Origin of the sequence: Streptosporangium minutum, from assembly GCF_002149035.1 — a bacterium.
Taxonomy (GTDB): Bacteria; Actinomycetota; Actinomycetes; order Streptosporangiales; family Streptosporangiaceae; genus Streptosporangium; species Streptosporangium minutum.
This window is the reverse complement of sequence record NZ_NGFP01000038.1, coordinates 22,928-48,415: the sequence shown is the minus strand read 5'-3', so window position 1 is coordinate 48,415 and position 25,488 is coordinate 22,928. Positions and strand designations below refer to the sequence as shown.

Below are 25,488 nucleotides of genomic sequence, written 5' to 3'. Positions count from 1 at the left end.
CGGCCTGGACCAGTACCAGGTCCGGCGGTATGACGCCTGGCACCGGCACATCACCCTCGCGATGCTTGCCCACGCCTACCTTGCCGTCACCGCCGCACACGCCCCAAAAGCTCAAGCGGCCTGGTCCGCCTCACACCAGCAGAAATCCGCCGTCTCCTGGCACACCTGACCACTACTGCCCGCCCACTCGCTTTTGCTCTGGCCTGGTCCCACCATCGCCGGTTACACCAGACCCGGGCTCGGGCCAGCCACTACTGGAGGCGCTGGCTCCAACATCACGAAATCAGGCTGTAGTACTAGGTGCAACGGGGCAGAACGGGGGCTCAGAGTTTTCCCCAGAGTGCCGAGGCCAGCCGCTCCCCGGCGTCACGCATAAGGGGTCGTGGACACATGTGTGTACCGCTCGGTCGTGGTCACCCTCGTGTGGCCGAGGGCCTCCTGAACGACGCGGATGTTCACACCCTGCTCGATGAGGAGCGTCGCGGCCGTGTGACGAGCGTCATGAACTCGGATATCCCGCACTCCCGCTTGCTTGAGGATGGTTTTCCACACCTTCCAGTCCTCGGTGCGCTCGATTGGACCGCCGTGCCAGGTGGCGAACACGAGGTCGTGATCCTCCCAGCGATCCCCCGCCTTGAGACGCTCCGCGGCCTGGAGCTTGCGGTCCGCCTTGAGTAGCGCGAGGAGCTCGGGAGGGCATTGAAGAGTGAACTTGCTCCTGCCCTTGCGCTGCCGGAAGACGACGCCCCCGCCCGTACGTTTCGGACACCTGTCGGCGTGGCTCGTACAGTCCTTGAGGCAAGTCCTCTTGAAGCAGGTGTGCCCCTGCTTCTTGCAGTCTTCCTTACAGCCGGGGTTGTGTCCGTGATCCCTGCACTTCTTCTTGCAGGGCCAGCGGTGCCACCTCTCACCGCACTTGTGAGGATCGGCGCACCCGTGCGGCCACTCAGTGCGCTGGATCTGGAACCATGCCCTGATCACTCCGTTCTCCAGGTCGACGTACTGCCGGCGGAGCCCGAGCGCTTCTCCCTGGCGGATGCCGAGTGCGAGAGCGACCGACCAGCGCGCGCCGTTCCGCCGGGTGCCGACCATGTCAAGGAGGGACGGCGGCGCTGCGCGCCGTCGCCCGGCCCTGCGCCTGCGGCGCACGCCGGGCATGCGGCCTGGGGGCCGGTCCCGACGCGCGGGCAGGGCTGCGGGCCGTCGCCGTACGCTCGCCGCGCCGCTCGTACGCTTTTCGCTAGCCTTGGTCGCGCCGCCGCTCTTGATCGCTCACGGCGGAAACGGACCGTAGAGCACGTACACGATGATCTGCGCCACGACAATGCCGACCGGAAGCGCAGGTATGGACCACACGGCGACCCGCTGCGCACGGCCCCAGCGATCCGGGACCAGCCACAGGAACAACACCGCCAAGGTCCAGACCAGGGGGCTTGCCAACCACCCGTATGCCGTAACGGATACCCAGGCGCTCACCGGGGCGCAGTTCTCGCTCTCGTAGGACAACGGATCAAGTCCGCACTCCTTCGACGCAATCGGCGAGGTGGCCAGGAACCAGGTGAGACCTCCCAGGATCCAGGACAGGAATGCGACAACTAACGCCCAGCCGATGTGCATCTCGGGCACCAGAGGCCGGGGTCGTAATGGCGCCGACTCGGTGGAGGTATCAGACACGGCCCGAAACTAAACCCTCCACCTCTGGACGATCAACCGGTACAAACTCGCACCTCCGGTGGGGGCGCTCCGGCTCCGGGATGATCGCCAGAAGCAAGAGTCAGGTTCGTAGGTGGCTGGGGGCGGGAAGATCCGGCGGGAGGGGTGCGTGCGTCTGCACGGGATTCTCAGGCCGTGCCCGTTGCGTGCCCGTCAGCAGAGGGAGCAAGAGGGATTCACGGGGAATGACGGGTACTCGAAGCGCTCCCCCGCAGGTCAGTCCTTCCCCAGCTCAGCGACCAGGTGCGATAGAGACTTCCCAAGCTGACGACGCCGCCCGATCTCTTCCGTGCTGGCCGTACCGCATCACCCGGCGCTCAGCCAGTACCGGAAATATGAGCTGGTGGACTTGAGTACGACGGGATCACTGTGCAACGCCGGCCAAATTTGAAGAAGGTAGTGATCGATCACCACATCGGAAAAATTCTCTTCACGGGCGGCGTCCATTCCACGCGCGTGATACCGGAAGCGATACGTCCCGGGACCGGCGGATAACGAAGGGATGCCGTGAACGCCTGCACCCCCCGCTTCATACAGCGAGATGTAAGCTGACGGCGACTCGAAGCTGATCTCTACTATGTCTTCATAGCCCTCAAGGTCGGCACCCGGATCCTGATCGGCTACAGCTACGGTGAAACTCACCGTGCCCGTGTGAAGACCGGTGATCAGGAAGGCGATGCCCTTTTCCACTCGGATGATCCCAACGGGGTGAGTTGGAGAGTCGTCCAACATGCCGTCTGGATAGCAGTCGTCATCCTCGGCGAGGAGGTAAGCATGGCTGTAGTTCACTTCGACGTCCATCTGTGCGGTTTCCACCGTAGGAGTTCCGTCTCTTTCCATGCTCGAGGAGCATAGGGGGCTCCACCGACAAGATCACTGTGCTGACGCGCACCTGTCTCCTGATCACCATGCCAATTCCATTCGGGCACCGGGGTTGCACTTCGGGTTGCAATACAGGGGCGTTCAGAGCCGTTCAGGATGGACCGCACACGTCCGCTGACCTGCATTGAACTGTCCGGAACAGCGCGAAGCCGATCTTTTGATCCGCGGGGTTCCGGTTCGACCTGCACAGAGCCTTTTTCATCCTGGCGCCGCCGCTCATCGGTAGTCAGGACAAGGAACAGAGCACTGTCAGGCAAAGCGCCGGGTGACCTCGCTCAGGCCGAGCTGCCCCAGGTCGACCACGCTCACGACACCCGGCACGTGAGGCTGAGAGGAGCGCCCGCGGTTTCCGTCGGACCCGCATGCCAGGATTCCCCTGATCTAGCCTCAGAGAGCAGGATTCCCATGAGCGTTTACAGCTGGCTTGATGACGATGCGTTCTGCGCAACGCACGTCCGCGGCCTCACCCCGCACGAGGCGTTGGCCCGCCTCGGTATCGAGGTGTTTGACGGTGACGATGAGGAAGGTGAGATCGAGGAGGGTCTCATCTGTGCTCATCCGGCCGAGGGCGGCACCATTCTGGGCGAGTGGAACGGCTTCGCCGGCAGACTGGATGAGGTGTTGCGGCCCTTGTCGGCAGGAACGGTCACGGCAAGCGTCTTTGTCAACGTGAACAGGGTCGCGTCCTTCAAGCACTACGCGGACGGTCGCAAGATCCTGTCTTTCGACCCGCTGATCCCCCATGACGCAGATGACGCCCCGCAGGACTACTTGGCTGACCGGATCGAGCTCGGCCTGGTCCATGGCAACTCGGAGGGCGGGCTTGTCGCGGCGCGGCAGCTGGCCGAGCGCATAACCGGGGTACGGCCGAACGCTTCCAGCCACATCGTGGCCGCCCACGGCGTCCTTGAGTACTGAAACTTTTCAGTCTCACGTGCCGGGCGTCGTGAGCGCGGTCGCCCAGCGGCTTGCCGAACGGTGCTCTGTTTCTTGCCCTGACCACCGATGAACKGCGGYGCCGGAGGAAAAAGATTCATGGTGTGGTGACGGCCTCCGGTGCTGTCCAGCGTCCCCGGCGTCGTGCCCGATCGCCTACGGCAAGCCGTACCCATGCGGGGAGGCGCGGCGCAATGCCGGAGACCGCCTCAACGAGAGTACCGCCGTGCCCGTCGCGTGCCCGACGGGGCGGGCAACGGGGGGAGCAGCGGGGAGTCACGGGGAACGCGATCAGTGCCGTGAGCTGCGTCTTCGCAGATGGAGCAAGATCGGCATCCGTCTTTGCAAGCAGAATGTCAGGAGTTCGAGTCGTCGCATAGCGCGTGCTGTACTTCAGCGGTTCGCCGGCCATTGGCGCCCTGCTCACCCCGCATGGGTCGTTACTCCCGTTCGGTTCCGACCACGAACCTGCTTACCGGCTGCCATGCGCCCGTCCCGGTTACCAGACGGAATCGGGTTAAACGGCGAAAGGTACCGGATGAGCCGCCTGCGGGAAGCAGCTATAGGGTCCGCCTTCACGGCGGTCTTAGGGTTAGTCGGATTCGGTGTGATCTTCGGAATATCCGCGCTGTTCGACCTGCCGTGGCTGGCGAACGTGCTGAGCGGCCGACCCATGACACTCATCGGCCTGCTCTTCCTGCTGGGACTCGTGGCCTTCGTCGTGCGGTTGGTGCGAAAGATCGGGAAAAGGCAACGCCAGCCGGCTGAGTGACATCCGCACATGTGAATGCCGGAGGACGCAGCGACCGAAGGCAGGGTGAAGACCCTGTACGGGGTTGCAGTTTGGGTTGCAGTTCACCGCTGTACCAGGCCATTCCAGAAGGATCGCCGACGGGCGTTGGTCCAGGTGGGACTGTCCTGAACTGGCATGCCCCGATCTGCTGATGCGGTTTGGGTCTACAGCCATCCGGGGTTCAAATCCCCGAGCCTCCGCAGGTCAGAAGCCCTCTCCCAGAACCTTGGGAGAGGGCCTTTTTGATCTCTGAAGGCGTCGTAGTTGCAACGGGGGCTCATCGTCTTCGTACGGCCCACCCTCACCAACCCAAGATCAAGAAGATTCCGATGGGGGCGCTTCAGCCTTGATCGCGGCTGCATTCGGCTTGGTCGACCCTGAGGGGATCAACAGGAAGACCTTGGGGCTCAGGCGCTCCATATCGCCACGTCGCCCGCAGATGAGGCCCGCAGCGAAGTCCACGAACTGTCTCGCCTCGTCGTCCGCCACCGCCGTGAGATCCATTACGACCGGAAGACCCTTGCGGAAGTAGTGCCCCACATACAGCGCCTCACTGTAGTCGCGTGGGCGCAATTTTTTGACGATGCCCGTTATGGTGCCCGGCTTGGCCAGTACCGAGGGGATCAGCAGGAAGACCTTGGGGCTCAGGCGCTCCATATCGCCACGTCGCCCGCAGGTAAGGCCCGCAGCGAAGTCCACGAACTGTCTCGCCTCGTCGTCCGCCACCGCCGTGAGATCCATTACGACCGGAATGCCTTCGCGGAAGTAGTGCCCCACGTGTCGGACGTCGTTGTAGTCGCGGGGACGCACTGTCTCAAGTATCACGACGCCAGTCTTCCTGAGCCGACGGGAACATCAAGGGCTCATGACGTACACGCGGGGAACGATGCCGCCGAGGAAGCGGTTACTCGGGTCGTGGGGGCGATCACTCCGGACTGACTTGACACGCCCCGACCATCGGATGTCTCAGCCCCGGACCACCGAGGTTCCAGGGTTGCAGCTGACCGCCGTACCAGCTCGTTCCAGAAGGATCGCCGGCGGGCGTTGGTCCAGGTGGGACTGTCCTGAACGGTGGTGGCCCGAGCTGCTGATGCGGTTTGGGTCCACAGCCCGTCCGGGGTTCAAATCCCCGAGCCTCCGCAGGTCAGAGGCCCTCTCCCAGAATCTCGGGAGAGGCCTTTCTGCTGCCTGGGCACTGCCGGGGTCGCAGTTGCCACCCGTCGCCCGGTGGCACGCGTGGACTCCTCGCTCACGCCAGGAACACCACTGATGGGCCTCCGCACGGGAGGCTCGCCAAGTTGGAACCGCTCAGCTGCCTTCATAGCCGCCTTGCGGAAGGCCCCGCCCCAGCGGGCCGAGCCGTAGTCACGCGGGTCAACGTCCTCGGCGATAACTTCCACAGCGGTCTCTGGGATTTTGTCGCCCGTCATGTCTTACGCCACCAGGACCGCTGCCCCGAGCGCGTGCCCGACGGCCGTCTCGTTGAATGCCCGGATCGCCGCTGTCTCCGCCGCCTTCACCCAAGCCAGGCCGAGGATCGAGGGAGGCAACCCCGTGACGGGGACGAAGGTGACGTCCGGGCGTCCGTGGTGAGCCGCCGTGGGGGTGCAGAACAACATGCCGCCCCGGTTGAGCGCCACCTGCGTCATGCCCTCCTGGCTGGTGGCCACCGTGCCGGCCAGGGGAATAGGACGGCCGGAAGGGGTCATGGACGGTGCCACACGCTCGCGCCACGTGCGCGGAGCCGGGCCGTCCAGGCCGATCAGGGACACGCCGGCCAGCTCCTCCGCGCCGATGCTCGCACGGGCGGCCAACGGGTGGCGAGAGGAGACGCCGAGCTGGTACGAGACCCGGTTCAGCTCTTCACCCGTCGCCAGATCGGGCTCGTCCAGCGGGAGCAGTGTGAACGCGATGTCCACCTGCCCGGCCCGCAACTTGCCGAAGGGGTCGGAGAGCGGGATCTCCACCAGCTCCGCCTCGCATCCCGGGTACCGGCGCTCGAAGGCACGCACGCTGCCGATGACGACGTCCGTGGGCGTGGCCAGGAAGCCGAGCCTGATCACGCCTGTCACCTCGCGGGCGGCCGCCTTGGCCCGGCTGACCGCGTTCGCGAGGCCGTCGTAGGAGGGGCGCAGGTCGGCCAGGAAACGTTCACCCAGGGGCGTGAGGCGCACGCGCCTGCTGGTCCGGTGGAAGAGCCGGCCGCCGACCCTGGTCTCCAGCGAGCGCATGAGCTGGCTCACCCGGCCAGGTGACAGGTAGAGGCGTTCGGCCGTACGCGCGAAGTGCAGCTCCTCGCTGAGTACGACGAAGCACTCCAGCTCCCTGAACTCCATCTCCGCCCCCATCCGATTGCTTAGTCCACCTAAACCAAGCCTTCGACCTTCGCCATTGTTCCCGCTGGTGGCCGGCAGAAGGCTGGCTGGCATGACCATGACCGATGTTTCCGTCACCACCCGAGCGCGCTGGCTCGCCGTGTCCTCGGTCGCGATGGGCACCTTCACCATCGTGACCAGCGAGATGCTGCCCGTTGGCCTGCTGACCTCGATCGCCGCCACCCTCGGCGTCTCCGAAGGGACGGCCGGGCTGATGATGTCGGCACCCGGACTGGTCGCTGCCGTCTCCGCGCCCGTGCTGGCGATCACCACCCGACGGCTCGACCGGCGCGTCATGCTGCTGGGGCTGATGGCGCTGCTGGCGGTGGCCAACCTGGCGGGCGCGTTCGCGCCGAACTACCCCGTCATGCTGGCCGCCCGGGTGCTGACCGGGGTGAGCATCGGCGGATTCTGGGCCTTCGCGGCCGGCCTCGGCCCGCGACTGGTGCCCGAAGGGGCCGTCGGGCGAGCCACGTCGATCATCTTGGCCGGGGTATCGGTGGCGTCGGTACTGGGGGTGCCCGCAGCGACGTTCATCTCGTCGTTCGCGGGGTGGCGGACCGCGTTCGTCGCCATGGGGGTGCTGGCCCTGGTCCTGCTCGCGCTGCTGGCCACCACCCTGCCGCCGCTACCCGGCGAACCCCGAGCCCGCGCGTCCGAGCCGTCGCTGCACAAGGCCCCGGCCCTCGCGTCACAGGGGCGGCTCACGTGGCTCTCCGGCCCGCTCAAGGTCGTCCTCGTCCTGACCGTCCTGATCGTGTCCGGCCACTTCGCGGCCTACACCTACGTCCGGCCGTTCCTGGAGCAGGTCTCCCACGCCGGTCCCGCCCTCGTCAGCGCCGCCCTCCTCCTGTACGGCGCCGCGGGCGTGGCCGGCAACTTCGTGGCAGGCGCATGGGCGGCCAGGAACCCCAAGCCGGTCCTGGTCACGCTGGCCGTGCTCATGGCACTCTCCACGGCGGCACTGCCCCTGATCGACCTGCCCCTGATCATGCTCGTGGTGTGGGGCCTGGGCTACGGCGGCGTGGGGGTGACCCTGCAGCTCTGGATCATGCGGTCGGGCGGCGGCGAAATGGGTACGGCGCTCTACGTCAGCGCCTTCAACGTCTCCATCGCGCTCGGCTCGTTCGCCGGCGGCCGGGTCGTGGACGGCGTGTCGATCTCCGCGGTGATGTGGGTGGGAGCGGCGCTCGCCGTGGTCGGCGCGGCCGTCGCCGGCGTCTCGGGCAGGAGCAGGACGACCGGTTCATGAGCCGCAGCCACCCGATCGTGTTCTCAGGGACGACTGACACGATCACCATGGGCGGGATCGACTACCTGTACCGGCCGGGCCGGCCCACCCGATCCACAGCCGGTGGCTGTGACTGATCATCGGGTTGCGGTTCCGGGTCACGGTTCACCGCCGTAGCATGCGGTTCCAGGGAGACCGGTCGCGCAGGTCGGCCCAGGTGGGACTGATCGGGACAGGCAGGGCCGGCGGTGCTACTTCTCGCCGCGCCTGCCCAGTCGCCATCCCGCCATCGTCCAGCACGTACCCCAGAGCAGGAAGAACGGCGACCACAGCAGCAGATCCCAGCGCGCCAGGTCGCGGGCCAGCGCGGCGTGCTCGGCCGGTGGCGGGTGGACTCCGGTCAGCAGCAGCGTGTCGCCGACGAAGCCGAACCCCACCACCCCGATCGATCGGGCGATCATGAAGATTCCCAGTGTCCAGGGGATCACGAGCAGCAGCCGGCGTGGGACGGCCGCTCCCCAGGGCCGTACGGTGGCCAGCGCGACGATGACACCGACCACCGCGGCACCGGCCAGCAACCAGTGGCTCGCCACGAACAAGGGATCACGTGCGAGCAGCCGTTCGCGCAGCTCCGGGGGTAGTGGGTCCTTGTCGGCCAGCGCGTTGGCCCCCAACGCCTGGGCGAGCTTCATCGATCCATAGGCCGCGGCGCACGCCGCCGCCCCGTACGCGCCCAACCGCGCCCGATCAGCTCGTGACACGTCGCGTCGCCGCCGCGTAGGACCGGACCGTCTCCAGGAACAGCCCGATCACGAGGATTCCGAGGACTCCGTGGTACCACTGCCAGCCCACGCCGATACCGACGAACCCGTCCACGACCATGATGCCCGCGCCGCCGCCGACGGCCAGCAGCATCCCGGCCAGTACCAGCAGCATCAACGTTCTCGGCACTCTGTGCCCCAGCGCGGTGACCGTGGCGATGACGACGCACGCCCCCAATACGCCGGACGCGGTCGCGAGCCACTGTGCGGTGGCCGCGTCCATGAAGTAGCTTCCGGTCTCGGCGGCCGTCACGGGCGGGCCGCCCGGGAACCCGAGCCGGGCCTGCAGGGCGAAGACGGCCTTCCCCGCGGCGTAACCGAGGAACAGCACCGCCACCGCGTACGCCGGCCAGCGGCGTGGACGATCAGAATCAACCATGACTGCGACCGTAGAGGCCGCACACCGGGCATCACTCCCGAAAGCGGGGGAGGCGCCTCCCCCGCAGGAGGGAGCGGCAGCGGCTCCCCTTGCGCCTGACCTCAGGCGAGCCGCCAGGCGAGAAAGCCTTCGGGCGCGTCGACCTGGACGAAACCCGCCCTGACGAGCTCCCCTTCGATCGTCTTCCACACGGGACGGTAGGCGGAGCCGACGATCTCCTCCTCGCTGATCACCTTGTCGTCCTCGGTGATCCGATAGAGGTAGCGGACCTTGGCCGCCTCTTCGCTCGACTCGATGACCTCCGACAGGACCGTGTAGGTATGGCGGCCTACCTGCCGCGACTCCAACTCCTGGAGATGATGCGGCGCCGGGGGGCCGCCATCGCGCCAGGTGAAGACCAGCAGGCCGCCAGGTTCCAGCTGGGCCGCCAGCACCGGCCAGAGCCGCTTGCGGTAGTCCGGCTCCAGGGCGTACATCACATTGATCATCACCATGGCTTCAACCGGCTCATCCAGATCGACGTTCAGCGCGTCACAGGGAAGCACGGTCACGCGCCGCAGCAGCTCCGGGCGCGTGCTCAGCCGGGACAGCAACATCCCGCGCATACCGGGCGAGGGCTCCAGCGCGAAGATCTCGGCCGGTGTCCAGTCGGCCAGCGACGTGGTGATCAGGCCGGTTCCCGCACCGATCTCCAGGATGCTCCGCCGTACCCCGGCCAGAAGCGGGGGAAGTTTCGCACGGACCCCCGGTATGTGCCCGTTCTCGTGGAACAGGTCGTAGAAGGGGAGAGAGATGAAGTCGGTCATGGCGGGCACGCTACCCCAGGTACGGGGACCGCCTCCGGGGAGTTTTCGTCACCTGCGGGGTGATCGGGGATGCGATCCGGGCCGCCGTGCGGGGGCGTCCCAGCGGGGATCGGCCGCCAGATGCAGCGGTGTGGGTCGGTGGTGTCGTCGGGCAGGCCGGGAGGTCGACGATCACGACTGTTTCGGCTCCTTCGCCGCCGGCGCCGCCCCTCTCATTCGCCGCCGCTCACCAGATGACACGACTCATTCGCCGCCGCTCACCAGATGACACGACGTTTTACCGGGTCCCGTGCCACACTTCCTGCTCAGTGCCGCCAATAGCGCCAATGGGGCGAGGGGGAATGACCCGGATGGGCCTGGAGGTCGAAAGCCGGCCGTCCGATTCGCCGTACATCGAGCGGGTGTGGCGGAGCAGCAGCCATGACGTCGACCGGATGACGTCGATTGCGACAGCCCATTGGGATCTGGTCTTCTGGGAGCACCGTGGTCAGGTCAGCGCCGCTGTTCAAGGGCCGGGGTCGAGGGCGAGTCCGGCCCCCGTTCCCGAAGACGCCACGTTCTTCGGGATCAGCTTCGCACTCGGCACTTCGATGCCCCATCTTCCGATCAGCCGGCTCGTCGACGGTTCCGCGGAGATCCCCGACGCGACGCGCGGATCGTTCTGGCTGAAGGGTTCCGCCTGGCGCCTTCCCGGCTATGACAATGCCGAGGTGTTCGTACGGCGGATGGTGCGCGAGGGGGTTCTGGAGTGCGACCCGATCGTTGCCGCGGCGCTCCGCGGCGCGTCGCCGGACGTGTCCGACCGCACCGTCCAGCGGCGCTTCGTGGCGGTGACCGGACTTACTCGCGGTGCCATCCGGCAGATCGATCGTGCCAGGCAGGCGGCGGTCCTGATCCTGGAGGGCGTGCCGGCCCGCGACGTGACCCACCGGCTCGGATACTTCGACCAACCGCACCTGGCACGGTCGCTGACCCGTTATATCGGGCGGACCGCCACGCAGTTGAGCGATCGGGATCCGTTGGAGCCGCTGTCGCTTCTGTACAAGACCTGAACACTTGTTCCCACCTAGCCTCCCAGTCGCGGCCATCGTCATGGTGGAGGGTCTCGCGGCCGGCATCGGCACCCAGGACACGGTGCCGCGCGGCCGTCGTACGCACGACGGGTGCCGGCCCGGAGCCCGTCGTACGCACGACGGGTGCCGGTTCGGAGCGCTGGAGTCGGATGCGACGCGGAGCACGCCGACCGGCTCGCTCCTCCCCCGCTGTCGGTACTGACCGAGGAGGTCGTCGTGAGGAAACCGGTCGGACCGGGCCGTGATCGTGGGCCACTCCTCGTAACCCCAACGAAAAAGGAGCAGAGCAATGGCTAAGATCGTCTCCAACTTCTTCATCTCGCTGGACGGCGTGACCGAGTCACCGGACCAGTGGCATTTCCCGTATTTCAACGACGAGATGGGCGCCGCAGTCGAGGCGGGCGTGCAGAACGCGGCGGCGTTCCTGATGGGCCGCAAGCTGTACGAGGAGTGGTCGGCGTACTGGCCGACGGCGGACATGGACGAAGACTTCGCCAAGTTCATCAACAATGCCCAGAAGTACGTCGTGTCGAACACCCTGGAGAAGGCGGACTGGAACAACACCACCGTCGTCTCCGGTGACGTCGTGGCCAGACTGCGCGAGATCAAGGAGCAGACCGACGGCGACATCCAGATGTCCGGCTCCGCGACGACCGTGCGGTGGCTTCTCGCCAACGGGCTCCTCGACGAGCTGAACCTGCTCGTCCACCCGATCGCCGTCGGGCATGGCCGGCGGCTGTTCGAGGACACCCCGACCCACCCGTTGAAGCTGGTGAAGTCCGAAACATTCCAGACCGGCGTGCTCAACCTGACCTACGTGCCGGACGCCGGCTGACCGATGCCCGTGGGACGCCGCCATGGTTCGGTCCGTAACCATGGCGGCACGTCGCGGGGGGCGTGCGTGGAAGGCGCCGACACCATACAAGTACTGCAGCGGGTGATCCAGGAGTGGCTCGACGTGGTGGAGTCCTCCAACGGCGCCAACAGCGTCATCTTCTACGGCGAGGTGCGACTGGACGCCGCCAAGCGCCTGCCGTTCAGCGGCACTGCCGAGGTTGCGCGGCCGGGCGCTCTGGAGCAGCCGTCGGGTGGAGCCCTCAGTAATAGCCGCTCATGAGTTCGGTGGCCCAGGTTGGCTGAATGACCGGATGGCGGGGGCCGAACTCGACCAGGTAGGGCTTGATGTCCAGGATCGGTGTGCCTGACAGCGCGTCCAGGTCAGCGACGTGCAGGTCCAGGCCGTCCACGGCGAGCAGCCGGCAGCGGGAGACACCAAGGCGGTTGGGCCGGTAGGGCCCGCGGTGGGCGAAAACCCCCACGGGCGCCGCGCTCGGGTTCCCCCTCGGCGGACGGGGCTGACTGTGCACGGTGGCCGGGTTGATCCGGTCGAAGAGGAAGACGACCTCCAGGTGGGAGAAGTGCTCCAGGCCGAGCACCGCCGAGGCGGTGAAGGATTCGCCGTCCAGCCGGATCACGGCTCGAATGTCGTGCCAGTCGTCTTCGAACATCTCGCTCCGACCGCCCACGACCTGGCCGACTGGTCGCAGGGACACGCTGTGCGCTGTCATGGTGATCTCCAGGTTTGCCGCGGCGGTTGAGGGTGTCGCGCTGTTTGGCGGGATGTTCGGGTCGGGGTATGTCATATCGGTCGCAGGCTTGAGCAGTGACCGATGTCCTCGGACGCCGTGGTCCACATCGGCGGCTCCCTCCCGCCTGAGCTGACGACCCGCCCCGAGGCGTTCACGACCGCGAAAGCGGGATGGAGGGTCAGAAGACGTAAGGGCCGAAGCGGCCCCAGGCGATGACAGCGGCCGGTGCGAGCAGTACCGCATTGACGGCGACGGCTGACGGCTCCTCGGGCTGGGTGGAACGCCATGACCCCGGCCAGGCCGAAGACGGTGGCCAGGACGGCCTGCAGGACCCACAGGAACACGTTCACGTCAGTCGCTCTCCCGGTGGTTGCTAGTAGCGGCCGAGGGTGCCGCGGTGCCTGGCCAGGCGTTCGAGCCGGTTGAAGGCGACCACCCCGGCGGCCGCGATGAGCAGCGGCTGGGCCAGCAGCCAGCCGACACCCCAGCCGGTCGGCAACGCGAACAGGGAGTGCCCGCCGAGCAGGATGTCGCGCATCGCCTCGATGCCGGGTGCGATGGGAACGACCAGCCGGCTGATGAGAGCGATCGCATCGGGCATGGCGGCCAGCGGGACCAGAGTGCCGCCGGCGATCGCGTAGACGGCCACCGACAGCTGCGTGATGATCTCGATGCGCTTGAACACCAAGGTCAGGCCGGAGAGGATCAGGGCCAGCCCGCAGGTGCCCACCGCGATGGCGGCCAGCGGCACGATCACCTGCATGTCGAAGGGCACCTGCCCGCCCTGGACGGTGACGGCGGTGGCGCCGGTGGCCAGGACGGCCAGCGCGGTGGGCAGAGCCGAGATCACGGCGGCGCCCTGGCGGCCGAGGATGCTCGCGGCCGACGGCAGCGGGGTCAGGTAGGTCTGTTCCAGCACCCCGGACTGGATGTCACCCAGATAGCTCCAGAACACCCGGTTGACCTGCTCATGGATGAAGGTCAGCGCCACCATGCCGAGCAGCACCGGCAGCAGCAGGTCCGCACGCAGCTGCCCGCGCCCCATGAACAGCACGATGAGCAGGTAGTACATCAGGTTCTGCCAGGCCGACAGGCTCCAGTAGACGTTGCGCGAACCCTCCAGTACGGCCCCGAACTGCGCCATCGCGGCCGGACGCTGCCGGGCCGCGTCGAAGCCGCCCAACCGGACGTGGCCCGAGGTGGGGGTCAGCAGGCCGGCCAGCATCTTGATCGTGGTGGTCTTGCCGGCGCCGTTGGGTCCCAGGAAACCGAAGACCGTTCCGGCGGGGATGTGCAGTGACACCTCGTCGACCGCCCGGACCTGCGCCGAGCCGTACACCTTCGTCAGCGCTTCGATCTCGATCGTGTCATCTCCTCGATGGGGAACCCGGCCCCGGGCGCCGGGGCCGGGACGGGCAGTCAGAGCTCGGCCAGGACCTCGACGTCCTCCGCGGTGACGTCGCGGACCAGCGCGAACGCCTCGGTGGCCGCGGCGGTTCCTGGCGCTGCCTGGCGGGCCGCCTGCAGGCTGGCGGCCGAATCCCAGCGCCAGATGCCGACCCAGGTCTCGTCGTCGAGCCGGCCGAGGCGGGCCTCGGTGAGGCCGGGCAGCGTGGCTCTGATCTCGGTGACCAGGGCGGCGTGCCTGTCCTGGACCTGCTCGGCGTCGGCGGGGTTCGCGTGGAAGCGGGTGATGCTGATGAGCGACACAGCTAGATCTCTTCTCTAGAGTTGACTTCTAGGAACTGAATCTAGAGATAGACTCTAACCATGAGCGATGTCAAGCGACCGAACAAACGAGCCCAGAAGGCGCAGGAGACGCGCCGGCGCATCCTGGCGGCGGCACTGGAGCTGTTCGTGCGGGACGGATACGGCGCGACGAACCTGCAAGACGTGGCCGACAAGGCGGGCGTCGCGGTGCAGACGATCTACTTCGTCTTCGGCAACAAGCGCGCCCTGCTGAAGGAGCTGGTCGACGTCACGATCGCGGGCGACGACGAGCCGGTGGCCACGATGGACCGGCCGTGGTATGTCGCAGCGCTGGCCGCCGGCACGGCCCAGGACATGCTGCGCGCCTACATCGCCGGCACGACCGCGGTCCTGGCGCGGGTGGCGCCGATCCTCAAGGTGCTGGAGGCCGCGGCGGCGAGCGATCCCGAGATCTCCGCACTGTGGCCGCAGGACGAAGACCCGCGTTTCGCCGTCCAGGAGCGGGCCGCCGCGGCGCTCGTCACCAAGCCCGGGGCCCGTACGGACATCCCGGTCGAATACACCGCCGACCTGCTGTACGGCCTGCTCAGCCCCGAGCTGTACCTGCTGTTCGTGCAGGAGCGGGGCTGGCGCCGGGAGCGCTGGGAGCAGTGGGTCACCCAGACGCTGAACGCCCAGCTCTGTTCCACAGACGGGCGATCATGACCGCCCGTCCCGGCCGAAAATACCGTGTGATGTCACCTCGACTGAAGTAACGTCGGCGCTCATGACCCCTCCCCGTGATCGCCCTCCCTACGTGGCCGACGAGCGGACCCAGCTCGTCGGCTGGCTCGACATGCAGCGCTCGATCATTCACTGGAAATGCGAAGGGCTGTCCGACGCGGACGCCCGCCGGTCCGTTCTTCCGGCCTCACCCCTCATGACGATGGCGGGTGTCGTCTCCCACCTGCGTTGGACCGAGCATTGCTGGTTCGAGGTCCTCTTCCTGGGGCGTCCGGCCGAGGGTCCGCAATTCGAGGGTGAGCAAGAGGACGCCGACATGATGGTCGAAGGCATCCCGCTCGCCCAGCTCCTTGAGGACTACGACCGGCAGTGTGCGGTGTCGAACGAGATCATCGCGGCCCATTCGCTGGATGACGTGGGCCGGCACCCGGACTTCCGTGCCGCTGCCGCGACCCTGCGGTGGATGGTGATCCACATGGTCGAGGAGACCGCCCGGCACGCCGGTCACGTGGACGCCATCCGGGAGCTGCTCGACGGCGAGAAGGGCTACTACTGACTGCCGGTCACGTGTCGCACACGCATCCCTGTGGGGTGTGGCCCGTTTCTCCGGTATTTCGGAACCACCGCGTACCGCAGCAGATGCGCATCGGCGACACCTCATGACCCATGGTTTCGCGGGGCCAGGAAGGCCTGCTCACCCGCAGCAGGTCGTTCCCCCTGTCGGTTCCGGCCACGGACCTGTTTTCCGGCTGTCATGCATCCTTGCCTTCTACCCGACAGAATCGGGTGAACGACGAAAGGCGCCGGCGCCGCGACTGGAGGCAGGGCGGAGGCCCTGTTCCGGGGCCTTGGAGAGCCCGCCGCCTGCGGGCTCGCCTGCCGCGCGCTTCGAGGGCTTCCAGGGCTTCCAGGGCTTTCAGGGCTTCGAGGGCTTCGAGGTGCACATCGCCCCCGCCGCTCGTGGAGTCCCCGATTTCCTCATCGCGGGATGCAAGAAAGCCATGCATGGTGACACCATCTTCGGTGTTCCTGAGGAAGGGGAAAGCGTTGGGACTGAAGGGGGCCGGCGGCTACTACGCCAACTGGGCCGGGATGCGTTCCGGCGCGCAGGACGTCCGGGAGAGGGCCGAGTACGTGGCGGCGGTACGCGACGAGTTGCAGGCCCTCTTCGCGGCGGAGGGCAACCCCCTGGGCGGCGACCAGTACGGCGCGGAGCTCGCCAAAACCTTCCCCGCGCAGAAAGAGGCGATATTCGACCTGTTCAGGTCCCATATCGACTATCTTGACGGGGTCAGGGACGGGCTCGTGAACGGCGCCAAAGCGTACGAGACCGCAGAGGGCCCCGAAGGTTGAGTTCCGGGTGGCTTGACGGGATGAAGGTCCCCCGATGACGGTGATCTCCCTCCGCCACTGAGAGGGCAGGAGCCCACGTCCGAGCTGTCATCCCGGCCGGATGCGGCCGACCCGGCGAACGCCGTACCGGGTGGGCCTGAACCGCACGCGACGCGCCGTGCGGACGGGGCGTCCGCACGGCACACGGGTCCCGCCAAGGCGTGGGAGGAGCCCGGCGCGCTCCCCGCACATCGAGCGGCCCCGGCCGGAAGCATCGACCAGATGATCAACTGAGGGCGGGACGCGGACGGAGACATCCCCACGGTACGGCTGCGCCGCGAGCGGAGGGCCGGGTACGGCCCGCTCCCGCGGATGTGCCGCCGGCCGGTACCTCAGGCAGGCGCTACGGGTTGTCTGAGAAGGGTGCGCGGGGCCGGGTCGTCGAAGTCCGACAGATACACCTCGTGATGCAGGCCATTGCGGACAAGGCCGTGGGCGGCCATGAAGTCGTCCATCACCTTCAGCGACACGTGCTCCTCGCTGTAGGGGCCTTCGTGCAGCAGCTCCACGCACTGCCCCTCGGTGAAGGTGACCACCTGTACCCGGTCGACCGCCGCACCGGAGACGCGCGCCGTCTCCCTGGCGGCGTCGGCCGCTCCCGGCTCCGGCGCGCCGGGCAGCGACAGCAGCAGATGCCAGCGCCACCGGTCGCGCGGCACCTCTGTCCACGGCTGCTCGTCCTCCACCCACCAGCGGCCCTCCAACGGACCCACCGGGACGTTCATCGCGGCGGCGACCGCGTGGAGGGCCTGGATCGCCGAGATGTGTTCGGCGCCGCCGGGCTCACCGCACCCGGTGACGTTCAGGCAGGTGACAGGGCCGTGGCCGGAAAGTCGTGGGGTCATGACTGCTCCTCCAGGGGAATCATCAGGTGGGTGACGAACTGCTCGGGTGCCGTGGTGGCGGGATCCGACACGTACACCTCACGGATCGGACCGTGTGCGGGATGGCCGTGCTCCGCGCACCAGCTCAGCAGGGCGTGGGCGGTAAGCGAGATCTGGTCGTAGGGGCCGATGTGGGTGGCGCAGGCGAAGACACCGCCTGGCAGTACGTCCAGCTCGGCCCCTGACACCGGCTCGCCGGTGACCAGGGCGACGCCGATCGGAACCGGCTCGCCCATATCGATCGGGAACAGCCCGATCAGCTGCACGGGGAGGAGACCGGACGCGCTGGACGTCAACCGGGCGACGGCCGCGGACGTGGCGCGGCCGATATCCTGCGGCCCCGCTGCACTCTCCCTGACGATCGCGACTCTGCGCGCCGGTTCGGTGACGAGGCGGATCTGTGCCGATGGGAGTCCCTCGGCCATCACCCGTTCCAGTGCCCTGATGGTCCGACGCCGCCTGGCCAGTTCCGCCTCCAGGTCGTCGCGCACCCCCGCGAGGACGCCCGTGGCGCCCGACAGGACGTGACCGATGACCGCGAGCGGCACGTCCAGAGAGCGGAGCAACCCGATCGACAGGGCCTCGCGCGCCTGCGCCGGCCGGTAGTAGCGGTAGCCGGTCTGCTCGTCCACGTAGGCGGGTACCAGCAGCCCCAGCTCGTCGTAACGGCGTAGCTGCTTGACGCTGAGCCGGCCGAGCCTGGCGAACTGCCCGATCGGCAGCAGATCTCCGTCCATGCCCTTCAGCATGGGGCCTGCCCCGCGGGGAGAGTCCAATCCCGGCGCCTGCCCGCTCGGTCTTCACGTGCGCGCTCAGCACGTCTGCGATCTTCTGGCGGCATTCCACGCGGCGTGCCGGCGGCCCCCGGGCCGCCGCCGGTCCGACCGGCCGTGAAAGCCCGGCGGACCTGCGGCCGCACTCGCTGACACGCGGGTTCCCGGGAGTGGAACCGGGGCTGGGCCGAAAACCGATGGCGGGCGGGGCGGCGCTCAGGCAGGCTCCTGCTCATGGTCTCGGTACTGCAGAACGTGGCGATCGATTGTGCGGACGCCTATGGGCTGGCCCGGTTCTGGAGCGGAGTGACCGGCAGCCCCCTGAGCCCGGAGGACGGACCGGGTGACCCCGAGGTCCGAGTGATGCTGCCGGAGGGCCCGCTGCTGTACTTCAACCAGGTGCCGGAGGCGAAGACGACCAAGAACCGGATCCACCTGTGCCTGCGTCCGGAGACCTCGCGTGAGGAGGAGGTCGAGCGGTTGCTGGGCCTCGGCGCGACCTTGGTCGCCGACCATCGGAAGCCCGACGGCTCAGGCTGGGCCGTCCTCGCTGACCCCGAAGGCAACGAGTTCTGCGTTCTGCGCAGCGGATCCGACCACGCCGCGATGTCTCCCTGACCCCGGAACGGGTGCGCGTTCCGGCGGTGCTCAGTTCGGTGGGGTCAGGTTGACGAAGGCGGTGCAGTTCCCCGGCCATGCGGGGTTCCCGGGCGTGCCGGGGGTGGGCTGGACGGCGCACCGTGTGTGAGCGATCTCGCCGATCGCGCTCCGCACCGTGACATGGACGTCGTTGCCCATACTCGCCAGGGAGACGGCGACCACGCTGCCCGGATAGTTCGCCAGCGATGAGATGTCGACCCACCGGGGCGCCGTTCGCGGGTCCCGGATCAGCGTCGCCCCGTTGCTCCTCGCGGCTCCGATGAACGTGAGGCTGCCCTGGAATGCCGTGGCGAGGCTCGCACTGGAGCCCTGCGGACCCTGCGGACCCTGCGGACCCGGCAGTCCTGGAGGTCCCTGGGGTCCCCGGGCTCCCTGAATGCCCTGCGGTCCCTGTGGGCCACGCAGACATTTGGACTGCTTGCCGTACGCGTTTTTGCAGCCCCCCGGCGTGAGGAACGTCGAATTCCCGGAAGAACCGCTGAAATGGCCGATCAGGGTCGTCCCGTTACTGTGGGAGATCGAGTAAAGGGAGCTGGTGGACGACTTATCCGCGGCGGCTCCGGCCGGCGCCTGGTGTGATCCGGCCAGAAACGCGCTGATTACCGCCGTTGCGACGGTCCACGCCCGGACCCGCCTGCCGGGCTGCAGGGACAGAGCACTCCTGGTGCCGTTAGAAGTCATTTCGTTCCGTATCGTCAGTGGTTCCGGTGAATCGGGCTCATATGAAATCACCATGGCGGTGACAGCCCGGAGATACCCATCGGCGGGCGCGGCGGCACATCAATTCGGTTAACGGAGGTTAAATGGGTGCCGCGGCGAGGGGAAAGTGTTCTCATTCGCCGTTTCCGGCGCTCCGCTTTCCAGGCCGGATTATGACTTCGGTCCGAATCCTCGAATTAGCCGGAATTAATTTGCGATGAGGGTGCATGGCCAAGACCGTGAAGAGTGGGATGCAACAGAACGGGGGTCCCCCGCGTCCTTGGGGTGTGGAGTTCACAGATTTCGTCGCCGCGCGGGGGAACGCGCTGTACCGGTACGGCTACGTCCTCACCGGTAACGCCGAGGACGCGGCCGACCTGACGCAGGAGGCGCTGATGCGCCTTGGGGACGCATGGTCCAGGATCCGGAAAAAAGATGATCCGGAGGGATACGTCCGCACGACCATGGCTCGCCTGCACGTCAGTCGCTGGCGGCGATTGCGCAGGGAACGGCTGGTCGCGGCGGTTCCCGAGGTGACCTACACCGACGATCGCCTCGACGGCGACGTCGGCCTGTGGAAGGAGCTGGAGGGGCTGCCGCCCAAACAGCGGGCCGTGCTGGTCCTGCGCTACTACGAGGACCTGTCGGACCAGGAGATCGCCGAGCTCCTCGGCGTATCGCGGGGCACGGTGCGCAGCCAGGCGGCCCGTGCGCTGGACAAGCTCAGAATCCGGGTTACCGATCTTGAAACGGGGCGAGTGGGATGACGTACGACAGGAGCGAGGCGGAGCTGGCCCGCACGCTGACCGGGGCGGCCGACGCCGCGCCTCCACCGGTGGGCGACCTGCTCGCGGCGGTTCAGCGGCGGCGCGGGCGGCGCACGCGCAGGCGGGTGCAGTCCGCGCTCGCGGTCGCCGGGGTGGTCGCGGTGATCGGCGGCGGTACGGCGGTGGCCAGGGGATTCTTCTCCAGCGGGGGCGGAGAAGGACAGACCCTCTCGGCGGCCACGGCCACGGCCACGGCCACGGCCACGGCCACGGCTTCGGCCGGGCCGACCGAGGCCGCGGAGCCTCGCAGGGTCGCGATACGGCCCGCGGCCGAGGTGTGGCCCGCGGCGGTGACCAAGATCCCGGTGAAGGCCGCGGACGGCTGGAGATACCGGCCGGTGACCGGGCTGAGCGCCACCGAGCTGCTGCTGGTCGCCGAGTCCTCCTTCGAGAAGGCCGGCCGGCTGGAGGTCTACGACACGGCGGCCGGCACGAGCACCGTGCTCGCCGACATGCCTACCCCCGAGGGGGTCAAGGGCTATTTCGTGCAGGACGTCGAAGCAGGGGCGGAGTACGTCGCGTGGTGGGGTGAGACTCCCAACAACTCCGACAAATGGGCCGACTTCTGGGTGGTGCCCCGGGCCGGCGGCACGGCGAAGCAGGTCGGGCAGGTCACCGGAGACCTCTCCGAGGTGGAGCGGATCGGCGTCACCGCGGACTCCGTCGTCTGGTCGGCGGCCGGCGGGGGGATCTACCGCATGCCCCTGGCCGGAGGCTCCCCGGAGAAGATCGCCGGGACGGACGGCCTCCACCTGATGTCCTGGCCGTGGGCGACCGACGTCGCCAAGGAGGGAGGGGGCGAGGCCGAGCAGAAGAACCAGACCAAGGTGGTCAACCTGGAGACGGGGCAGGCGGCCGAGGTGAACGTCCCGGCCGGTGTCCAGGGACTCCGCTGCGGTCCGGTCTGGTGCTTCGGGAAGGAGAAGGACCAGGAGAACGACGCGAGCGTGGTGCAGCGGGTGGACGGTTCGGACCGCAAGAGCCCGCCGGACCTGAGCCTCTGGGGTGGGGAGCGCTCCCTCGCCCGCGGGTTTGGATTCTTCCAGATCTCCGGGGTCGTGGGCCGGGACGCGCGGGGCGAGGAGATCGAGGACGCGCAGGCGCCCCTGGCCGCGGTGTACGACCCGGCCACCGGGACCGCGGCCGGAATCGGCAGGCGGGACCCGTCCGGTGGAGGGAGCTACGGAACCGGCACCTCCTCTTCGCCCACGTCGATCCTCTACTGGGACGAGGGGCAGCGGCAGGTGGAGAAGTGCAGGAAGGTCGACGCCACTTCCGTCCCCCACCCGCCGGGAGAGCCCGTCCCCACGGGGAAGGTCACGTCGTGCACGACGACCACGGAAGGCGGCGGCAAGGAGCTGACGGTGGTGAACCTTCTCGCCGTCCCCCCGACGGAATAAAGTTTCAGGTATGAGGATCTTCAACAATGTCAGGGAGTTCAAGGCGGCCGTCGGCGAGCATCTCGGCTACACCGAATGGCGTCAGATCACCCAGGAACGGGTTAACTTGTTCGCCGACGCGACCGACGACCACCAGTGGATCCACGTGGACGCCGAGAAGGCGAAGGAAGGCCCGTTCGGGGGGACCATCGCCCACGGCTACCTGAGCCTGTCGCTGCTGCCGTCGTTCATGACGGAGCTGGTCCGGGTGGACGGTCTGGCCATGGGGATCAACTACGGGCTCAACAAGGTCCGTTTCCCCGCGCCGGTCCCGGTCGGCGCGCTGATCCGGGCGGGCGCGGAGATCGTCGACGTCAAGGGAACCCCCTCGGGCTACCTGTCGAACATGCGCCTGACCATCGAGGTCGAAGGCCAGAAGAGGCCGTCCTGCATCGCGGAGACCCTCTCCCTCTACGTCCCGGTCCCCGAGGAGAGCTCCTGAGCCAGGATCGCCGCCTGGACGCGGCTGCGGAGGCCCAGCTTGTTCAGCAACCGGCTGACATGGGTCTTCGTGGTCGCCTCCGCCATGTCCAGCTCGACGGAGATCTCCGCGTTCGACATGCCCCGCCCTATGCAGGCCAGCACCTCCCGCTCGCGCGGAGTCAGGCCGCCCACCTCCTGCGGCCTGCGCTCCGGGACGGCCGTGCCGAAGGCCGAGATCAGCCGCCGGGTGACCGACGGTGAGATGAGCCCGTCCCCCCGGGCCACCACCCGCACCGCGTCCACCAGCGCGTCGGCGTCGGTGTTCTTGAGCAGGAACCCGGCGGCCCCCGCCCGCAGCGCCCCGAAGATGTATTCGTCGATGTCGAACGTGGTCAGGATCAGGACGTCGGTGATCCCGCTCAGCTCGCGCGTCGCGGAGATCCCGTCCAGTTTCGGCATCCGGATGTCCATCAGCACCACGTCGGGCCGTAGTCCGAGGGCCATGGAGACGGCCTGCTCCCCGTCCGAGGCCTGGCCGACGACCTCGATGTCCTCCTGGCCTTCGAGGATGAGGACGATCCCGGCGCGGACCGCCGCGTGATCGTCGGCGACGAGGACTCGGATGGTCATGAGATCTCCCCGGTGGGTAGCTCGGCGCGGACACGCCAGCCGTCGTTGTGTGGGCCGGCCTCGATGGAGCCGCCGACGAGGGCGACCCGTTCCCGCATGCCGACGAGCCCCGCGCCCGCGCCGGGAAGTGCCCGCCCGGCGCCGTTGACCGGGTTGTCCACGGTCAGCGTAAGCAGGCCGGGCCGGTAGCCGATCACCAGGTCGACGATCTTCCCGCCGTGCTTGAGCGCGTTGGTCAGCGACTCCTGGACGATCCGGTATCCGGCGAGGTCCACCGAGGCGGGCAGATCCCGGGTGTCACCGTCCACGCGGAACCGCACCTCCAGCCCCGCCTCCCGCGCCCGATCCGCCAGATCCTCCGCATCGGCCACCCGCCGCCGGGTGGCCTCGGTCTCCTCGCCGTCCTGCCGGAGCAGCCCGATCATGGTGCGCATCTCGGCCATGCCCTGGACGCTGTTCTCCCGGATGGACTCCAGGACGTTCCGTACGGCCTCGGCGGTCAGGTCCTTACGGGAGAGCACGGCCGTGGACTGGATGGCGATCGCGCTGAAGTGGTTGGCGATCATGTCGTGCAGTTCCCTGGCCATCCTGGCCCGCTCGGAGTCCACCGCCGCCTGCCGGTCCAGCTCCGCCAGCCGCGCGACCTGCTCGGCCCTGGACCGCTCGGACTCGGCCCGGTCGTGGAGCTGTTTCATGATCATTCCAGTGAAGACCGGGGTGACCCCGATCAGGCCGAGCTGGACGACGGCCACGGCGAGGAGGCTCAGATCCCGGAAGACGAACCCGGCGGCCGTCCCGCCGACGACGGCGAAGACCGAGGTGATGCCGAGCATCCACTTGCTCAGCCTGGCCGGGCCGTACCGGACGGCCGCGTAGATGTTGTCGGTGAAGACCAGGATCGTGCCCATGGACGGACCCAGGAAGCAGTCCGCGACGATGGCGACGAGGCCCAGCCAGAGGGCGGCCATCGGCGAGCTCCGCCGTACCGCGACGCCCAGGCAGCTGACCAGCAGCGGTACGGCGAGCAGGTAGGCGGGCGTCGCCCGATGCAGATAGGCGCCGGCGGCCAGCAGGACGAGGCCGCCGGCGAAGCACGCCACGGCCCACAACGTGTCGTCCCGTCTCATGCCCTCCATCCCATCATCCCTGGCAGGGCGATTGCTCCGGCTGGGGAATGGGCCGCCGTACACACCTCGTACACACAAGGATGTAGGCCGGTTCATCACCCCCGACGATGCCCGGCCGTGGGGTGTCCGGCGATCCTGGGATCATGATTCTGGCGATTATCATCGGTTGCGAGATTGGATTCTGGGTCCTCCTCGGACTGGGGCTCGCCTCGCGCTACCTCTGGGGCATGCGGCGGCTCAGCACGGCTCTGCTGATCTCGGTGCCGCTGCTCGACGTGGTCCTGCTCACCGCCGCCGTCATCGACATGCGCGGCGGGGCGCAGGCGGCCTGGCACCACGGCCTGGCCGCCGCCTACCTCGGCTACTCGATCGTCTTCGGCCACCGGACCGTCAAATGGGCCGACGCCACGTTCGCCCACCGCTTCGCCGGAGGCCCCGCACCGTGGAAACCTCCGGCCGGCGGCATGGCCAGGGCCCGCTACGAATGGGGCGTGTGGATCCGCATCGTCGTCGCGTACGGCATCACCTGCGTCCTGCTGTTCGGCCTGATCCGCCTCGTCGACGACCCCTCACGGACGGCCGCTCTGACCGCCTTCATGGGCAGCCTGCTCAAGATCCCGCTGATCGCGGTGCTCTGGCCGGTGAGCTACACCCTGTTCCCGAAGAAGTCTCCGAAGGAGGCCCCCGGCGATCGGGACGGCGGCGAGAAGGTCACCAGCGACTCCAGCGCATGACCTCCTCCACCGGCACCCCACGCGCTTGAGGTCCGCCTGGATCGTGTAGTCCAGGGAGCTGGATCGTGTAGTCCAGGAAGAGATCGTGTAGTCCGGGGAGAGGGGGACCATCTGCATAACCTGCCCGTGCGGTATGCAGAGGACACGTACAGCATGCAGATCACCCGTGCGGTATGGGCAGATCACCCGTACGGCATGCAGAAGACCTGTGCGGTATGGGCAGATCACCCGTACGGCATGCAGACGACCCGTACGGTATGCGCGCATCACCCGTGCGGTATGCAGAGAACCCTGGTTCCTCCCGGTCCGTGCAGAGCGGCCTCAGCCATGTCCCGCCCTGTGAACGGGCCCGCGCGGCCGACGTGAACCTCCAGAGCCCAGACACGTTCGAGCCGAACCCCCCGAACCCGCCGACCTGTCTGCGATCTGTGGTCTGCGGTCTGCGGTCTGCGGTTCACGGCGTGACCGGTGAGGCCCACACGTGAAGGTCCTCCACGAGGCCGATCCCTCCGCGTCACCCCGGAAAGCGGCTTTCGCCGCCCCGACCTCCGCCTGGCTGAGACAGAGACCCGCTTCCCGGGAATGCTTCCCTTGATCCTCCAAGCCGACCCCGCCCCACCTGCGTGATCACCCCGATCCCTCGATCCCGTCAGCAGGGGACGCCCGCCCATCTACCCCGGAGAACGCGGAGACCAACGAGCCCGTCAGAGACGCGTCCGTTAAGTGGTTCGAGGCATGGCTCAAGACCCGCTATGATTACTTACGCAGCGAGCGGCCGTAGCTCAATGGATAGAGCATCTGACTACGGATCAGAAGGTTGGGGTTTCGAGTACCTCCGGCCGCACAGATGCAAGAAGGCCCCTGAGCAG

30 protein-coding genes, 1 tRNA gene and 1 pseudogene are annotated in these 25,488 nt (G+C 67.8%); 16 read left to right on the top strand and 16 right to left on the bottom strand.

The window, feature by feature from the left end; translation table 11 throughout:
• Positions 1-169: pseudogene (locus CA984_RS44590) on the top strand (IS701 family transposase); the annotation flags it as partial.
• A gap of 197 nt (positions 170-366) precedes the next feature.
• On the opposite strand, the gene CA984_RS11355 reads toward CA984_RS44590, so the two are convergent.
• The 3 genes from CA984_RS11355 to CA984_RS11345 all read right to left on the bottom strand — a co-directional run bounded on the left by CA984_RS11355 (position 367) and on the right by CA984_RS11345 (position 2,514).
• A complete protein-coding gene (locus CA984_RS11355) occupies positions 367-1,092 on the bottom strand; it encodes a tyrosine-type recombinase/integrase (protein ID WP_086571045.1) in 726 nt (241 codons plus the stop codon).
• A 180-nt stretch (positions 1,093-1,272) separates the two neighbouring features.
• Positions 1,273-1,617 (bottom strand): hypothetical protein, encoded by a 345-nt coding sequence (locus tag CA984_RS45435; protein WP_133061624.1) that lies wholly within the window; start codon positions 1,615-1,617, stop codon positions 1,273-1,275.
• 402 nt (positions 1,618-2,019) lie between these two features.
• On the bottom strand, positions 2,020-2,514 hold the full coding sequence (locus CA984_RS11345) for a hypothetical protein (RefSeq protein WP_086571041.1): 495 nt from the start codon (positions 2,512-2,514) through the stop codon (positions 2,020-2,022).
• Positions 2,515-3,000: 486 nt separating this feature from the next.
• Between CA984_RS11345 and CA984_RS11340 the strand changes: the two genes are divergently transcribed.
• The gene (locus CA984_RS11340; RefSeq protein WP_086571039.1) at positions 3,001-3,513 is read left to right on the top strand and encodes a DUF6461 domain-containing protein; all 513 of its coding nucleotides are present in this window, start codon (positions 3,001-3,003) and stop codon (positions 3,511-3,513) included.
• 625 nt (positions 3,514-4,138) lie between these two features.
• Positions 4,139-4,303, top strand: coding sequence for a hypothetical protein (locus CA984_RS46010; RefSeq protein ID WP_165781203.1), 165 nt, complete (start codon positions 4,139-4,141; stop codon positions 4,301-4,303).
• Positions 4,304-4,639: 336 nt separating this feature from the next.
• Here the strand turns inward: CA984_RS46010 and CA984_RS11335 are convergent, their stop codons facing one another.
• Positions 4,640-5,149 carry a cell division protein SepF gene (locus tag CA984_RS11335; RefSeq protein ID WP_086571037.1) on the bottom strand — a complete coding sequence of 170 codons (510 nt, stop codon included), beginning with the start codon at positions 5,147-5,149 and terminating at the stop codon, positions 4,640-4,642.
• Positions 5,150-5,757: 608 nt separating this feature from the next.
• The gene (locus tag CA984_RS11330; RefSeq protein WP_086571059.1) at positions 5,758-6,660 is read right to left on the bottom strand and encodes a LysR family transcriptional regulator; all 903 of its coding nucleotides are present in this window, start codon (positions 6,658-6,660) and stop codon (positions 5,758-5,760) included.
• A 91-nt stretch (positions 6,661-6,751) separates the two neighbouring features.
• On the opposite strand from CA984_RS11330, the gene CA984_RS11325 reads away from it, so the two are divergent.
• On the top strand, positions 6,752-7,951 hold the full coding sequence (locus tag CA984_RS11325) for an MFS transporter (protein WP_086571035.1): 1,200 nt from the start codon (positions 6,752-6,754) through the stop codon (positions 7,949-7,951).
• Positions 7,952-8,181: 230 nt separating this feature from the next.
• On the opposite strand, the gene CA984_RS11320 is transcribed toward CA984_RS11325, so the two are convergent.
• From CA984_RS11320 to CA984_RS11310, 3 genes are all read right to left on the bottom strand, one after another.
• Positions 8,182-8,622, bottom strand: coding sequence for a DUF3995 domain-containing protein (locus tag CA984_RS11320; RefSeq protein WP_242675882.1), 441 nt, complete (start codon positions 8,620-8,622; stop codon positions 8,182-8,184).
• 55 nt (positions 8,623-8,677) lie between these two features.
• Positions 8,678-9,130, bottom strand: a complete 453-nt coding sequence (locus CA984_RS11315) for a hypothetical protein (RefSeq protein WP_086571031.1) — start codon at positions 9,128-9,130, stop codon at positions 8,678-8,680.
• Positions 9,131-9,231: 101 nt separating this feature from the next.
• Positions 9,232-9,936 (bottom strand): class I SAM-dependent methyltransferase, encoded by a 705-nt coding sequence (locus CA984_RS11310; protein ID WP_086571029.1) that lies wholly within the window; start codon positions 9,934-9,936, stop codon positions 9,232-9,234.
• A 350-nt stretch (positions 9,937-10,286) separates the two neighbouring features.
• Between CA984_RS11310 and CA984_RS11305 the strand changes: the two genes are divergently transcribed.
• The 3 genes from CA984_RS11305 (at position 10,287) to CA984_RS45430 (ending at position 12,126) form a co-directional block, all read left to right on the top strand.
• Complete coding sequence (locus CA984_RS11305) at positions 10,287-10,988, top strand: helix-turn-helix domain-containing protein (RefSeq protein WP_086571027.1); 702 nt, start codon at positions 10,287-10,289, stop codon at positions 10,986-10,988.
• A 310-nt stretch (positions 10,989-11,298) separates the two neighbouring features.
• A complete protein-coding gene (locus CA984_RS11300) occupies positions 11,299-11,844 on the top strand; it encodes a dihydrofolate reductase family protein (RefSeq protein ID WP_086571025.1) in 546 nt (181 codons plus the stop codon).
• Positions 11,845-11,910: 66 nt separating this feature from the next.
• Positions 11,911-12,126 carry a hypothetical protein gene (locus tag CA984_RS45430; protein ID WP_133061623.1) on the top strand — a complete coding sequence of 72 codons (216 nt, stop codon included), beginning with the start codon at positions 11,911-11,913 and terminating at the stop codon, positions 12,124-12,126.
• Here CA984_RS45430 and CA984_RS11295 read toward each other — a convergent pair.
• From CA984_RS11295 to CA984_RS11285, 3 genes are all read right to left on the bottom strand, one after another.
• A complete protein-coding gene (locus CA984_RS11295) occupies positions 12,107-12,577 on the bottom strand; it encodes an SAM-dependent methyltransferase (protein WP_086571023.1) in 471 nt (156 codons plus the stop codon). The two genes, CA984_RS45430 and CA984_RS11295, sit on opposite strands and share 20 nt — an antisense overlap.
• 394 nt (positions 12,578-12,971) lie before the next feature.
• Positions 12,972-13,937, bottom strand: coding sequence for an ATP-binding cassette domain-containing protein (locus CA984_RS47805; RefSeq protein WP_242675881.1), 966 nt, complete (start codon positions 13,935-13,937; stop codon positions 12,972-12,974).
• A gap of 80 nt (positions 13,938-14,017) precedes the next feature.
• Positions 14,018-14,308, bottom strand: coding sequence for an antibiotic biosynthesis monooxygenase (locus CA984_RS11285; RefSeq protein WP_086571019.1), 291 nt, complete (start codon positions 14,306-14,308; stop codon positions 14,018-14,020).
• A 60-nt stretch (positions 14,309-14,368) separates the two neighbouring features.
• Between CA984_RS11285 and CA984_RS11280 the strand changes: the two genes are divergently transcribed.
• The 3 genes from CA984_RS11280 (at position 14,369) to CA984_RS46005 (ending at position 16,384) form a co-directional block, all read left to right on the top strand.
• A complete protein-coding gene (locus CA984_RS11280) occupies positions 14,369-15,013 on the top strand; it encodes a TetR/AcrR family transcriptional regulator (protein WP_086571017.1) in 645 nt (214 codons plus the stop codon).
• Between the two features lie 61 nt (positions 15,014-15,074).
• The gene (locus tag CA984_RS11275; RefSeq protein ID WP_086571015.1) at positions 15,075-15,587 is read left to right on the top strand and encodes a DinB family protein; all 513 of its coding nucleotides are present in this window, start codon (positions 15,075-15,077) and stop codon (positions 15,585-15,587) included.
• A 491-nt stretch (positions 15,588-16,078) separates the two neighbouring features.
• Positions 16,079-16,384, top strand: a complete 306-nt coding sequence (locus CA984_RS46005; RefSeq protein ID WP_165781202.1) for a hypothetical protein — start codon at positions 16,079-16,081, stop codon at positions 16,382-16,384.
• A 371-nt stretch (positions 16,385-16,755) separates the two neighbouring features.
• On the opposite strand, the gene CA984_RS11265 is transcribed toward CA984_RS46005, so the two are convergent.
• Together CA984_RS11265 and CA984_RS11260 are read right to left on the bottom strand one after the other, a co-directional pair.
• Positions 16,756-17,268 (bottom strand): GyrI-like domain-containing protein, encoded by a 513-nt coding sequence (locus tag CA984_RS11265; RefSeq protein ID WP_086571011.1) that lies wholly within the window; start codon positions 17,266-17,268, stop codon positions 16,756-16,758.
• Positions 17,265-18,044: a MerR family transcriptional regulator gene (locus CA984_RS11260; protein WP_242675880.1), complete on the bottom strand. Its 780-nt coding sequence runs from the start codon at positions 18,042-18,044 to the stop codon at positions 17,265-17,267. Before CA984_RS11260 ends, CA984_RS11265 begins: the two co-directional genes overlap by 4 nt.
• 270 nt (positions 18,045-18,314) lie before the next feature.
• On the opposite strand from CA984_RS11260, the gene CA984_RS46000 reads away from it, so the two are divergent.
• Complete coding sequence (locus CA984_RS46000; RefSeq protein ID WP_165781201.1) at positions 18,315-18,698, top strand: VOC family protein; 384 nt, start codon at positions 18,315-18,317, stop codon at positions 18,696-18,698.
• Between the two features lie 30 nt (positions 18,699-18,728).
• Here the strand turns inward: CA984_RS46000 and CA984_RS45995 are convergent, their stop codons facing one another.
• Positions 18,729-18,902, bottom strand: a complete 174-nt coding sequence (locus tag CA984_RS45995; protein ID WP_165781200.1) for a hypothetical protein — start codon at positions 18,900-18,902, stop codon at positions 18,729-18,731.
• Between the two features lie 824 nt (positions 18,903-19,726).
• Between CA984_RS45995 and CA984_RS11245 the strand changes: the two genes are divergently transcribed.
• The 3 genes from CA984_RS11245 to CA984_RS11235 are packed head-to-tail and all read left to right on the top strand — an operon-like array spanning position 19,727 to position 22,147.
• A complete protein-coding gene (locus CA984_RS11245) occupies positions 19,727-20,206 on the top strand; it encodes a SigE family RNA polymerase sigma factor (RefSeq protein ID WP_242675879.1) in 480 nt (159 codons plus the stop codon).
• Positions 20,203-21,666 (top strand): hypothetical protein, encoded by a 1,464-nt coding sequence (locus tag CA984_RS11240; RefSeq protein WP_086571003.1) that lies wholly within the window; start codon positions 20,203-20,205, stop codon positions 21,664-21,666. Before CA984_RS11245 ends, CA984_RS11240 begins: the two co-directional genes overlap by 4 nt.
• Before the next feature lie 10 nt (positions 21,667-21,676).
• Positions 21,677-22,147 (top strand): MaoC family dehydratase, encoded by a 471-nt coding sequence (locus tag CA984_RS11235; protein WP_086571001.1) that lies wholly within the window; start codon positions 21,677-21,679, stop codon positions 22,145-22,147.
• On the opposite strand, the gene CA984_RS11230 is transcribed toward CA984_RS11235, so the two are convergent.
• Both CA984_RS11230 and CA984_RS11225 read right to left on the bottom strand, forming a co-directional pair.
• Entirely contained in the window at positions 22,117-22,758 is a 642-nt protein-coding gene (locus CA984_RS11230; RefSeq protein WP_086570999.1) for a response regulator, read from the bottom strand. The two genes, CA984_RS11235 and CA984_RS11230, sit on opposite strands and share 31 nt — an antisense overlap.
• Complete coding sequence (locus CA984_RS11225; RefSeq protein ID WP_242675878.1) at positions 22,755-23,885, bottom strand: sensor histidine kinase; 1,131 nt, start codon at positions 23,883-23,885, stop codon at positions 22,755-22,757. The genes CA984_RS11230 and CA984_RS11225 overlap by 4 nt, the downstream gene beginning before the upstream one ends.
• Positions 23,886-24,028: 143 nt before the next feature.
• Here CA984_RS11225 and CA984_RS11220 point away from each other — a divergent pair, with 143 nt between their 5' ends.
• Both CA984_RS11220 and CA984_RS11215 read left to right on the top strand, forming a co-directional pair.
• Positions 24,029-24,619: a hypothetical protein gene (locus CA984_RS11220; RefSeq protein WP_086571054.1), complete on the top strand. Its 591-nt coding sequence runs from the start codon at positions 24,029-24,031 to the stop codon at positions 24,617-24,619.
• A 771-nt stretch (positions 24,620-25,390) separates the two neighbouring features.
• Positions 25,391-25,463, top strand: a tRNA-Arg gene (locus tag CA984_RS11215).
• The last annotated feature ends 25 nt before the right edge of the window (positions 25,464-25,488 follow it).